This is a genomic window from Bartonella sp. MU70NMGDW, assembly GCF_042194085.1.
GTDB classification, from domain to species: domain Bacteria; phylum Pseudomonadota; class Alphaproteobacteria; order Rhizobiales; family Rhizobiaceae; genus Bartonella; species Bartonella grahamii.
Genome location: NZ_JBHIMK010000312.1, coordinates 1 through 1,333, shown reverse-complemented (window position 1 = coordinate 1,333; position 1,333 = coordinate 1). Strand labels below are relative to the sequence as shown.

Here is a 1,333-nt window from a genome sequence, read left to right as displayed (position 1 = left end):
TTGCCTTATTTTTCTAAACGATGGAGTGATTGGCATATTGTTATAGTGGGGCTTTTGTTTGCCTCCGTTGCTATGCTGGGCTATACATTCGCGACGCAGGGGTGGATGGTTTATATGGTTTGTATGTGTACAATGCTTGAATATCTTGTTCATGCACCTATACGTGCGATTGCTTCAGCGCAGGTACCGACAAATGTACAAGGAGAACTGCAAGGAGCGATGACATCTGTTATTTCGTTGAGTTTAACATTTGGTTCTGTTTTTTATGTGTTTCTTTTTGAATGTTTTACAGATAAAAATGCACTGTTTTATTTTTCAGGTGCTCCTTTTGTTGGAGGCTTTTTTCTTCTTGTCGTTGCAACAGTTATTTTTGCCTTGCGGGTACGTTAATTTGTTGAGAGAGGCCGGTACGTACTATTTTGCTAGAAGAATGCACAAGATAAACAAAATGTATCATTTTATAGGCAGAAAGTTTTTTGTGATATTTGTTTAACAAAGTGTTATATAAAATATCGATATATCCTTCTCATTTAGTGCAAATAATTTTTTTTATTTTGTGATATTGTTTGTATAGGGGAGTCCGTATTTTTTCTATTGCTTGCAAATTAATATCCAGTGCTAATGCAGCAGCATATTGAAAACAAAAGATTAAAACGTATCTGCGTTAGATGTATCAGTATTGTATGAACAATTCCAAATTTTATATGGCAAATTGGAAGTAAAATATTGCGTATATTTGTTTGCATAACTTCTGGAATCGAAAGAAAACCTCATTTTGGAAGAATATATAAAGTTGTAAAATTGAAAAGCCGTTTCCTGTTTTGATATCACTTTTTTATTCGGCTTTACAGCTTTCAAAACCATCTAAAGCAATATCTTTTAAAAAGTAGAGAGTTATTGCGTTGTCTCACACTTTAATTTTTTTATTCTTTAATAGGAATTACGCTTCTTATGCAAAATAGAATGCTTAGAATTGTATTGTGAATCCAATACTTATTTGAAGGTTAGGCACTTTACTCTTTTTAAAAATGGTTTTTATCGACACACTTATCTTGCTTGGGGGGAGAAGCCAATGATGTTGATGGATACGACCTTAAGAGGAGAGGAATGAGAAAATTTAAGCTATTCAGTTCTCTCATTTTAGTTGCAAAACGATAAATAATAACACTTATTCAATAAGTTGTGTGTATAAAAATAATATAGTTTTTGCGTAGGAAGATGATATAATTTGAAGAACAGAAGCTAGAAGGTGGGACATTTTATTTTAAGATATTTTTTTATAATTCATAATGAGATCACAGAAATGCTGAAAGAGGTAGTGGCTATCTTGTGG

The 1,333-nt window shown here is 32.6% G+C and carries 1 pseudogene; it reads left to right on the top strand.

The annotated features are described in order from the left end of the window. Positions 1 to 390 (top strand): annotated as a pseudogene (locus tag ACFIKE_RS10680) (tetracycline resistance MFS efflux pump); the annotation flags it as partial. Positions 391 to 1,333 lie beyond the last annotated feature (943 nt).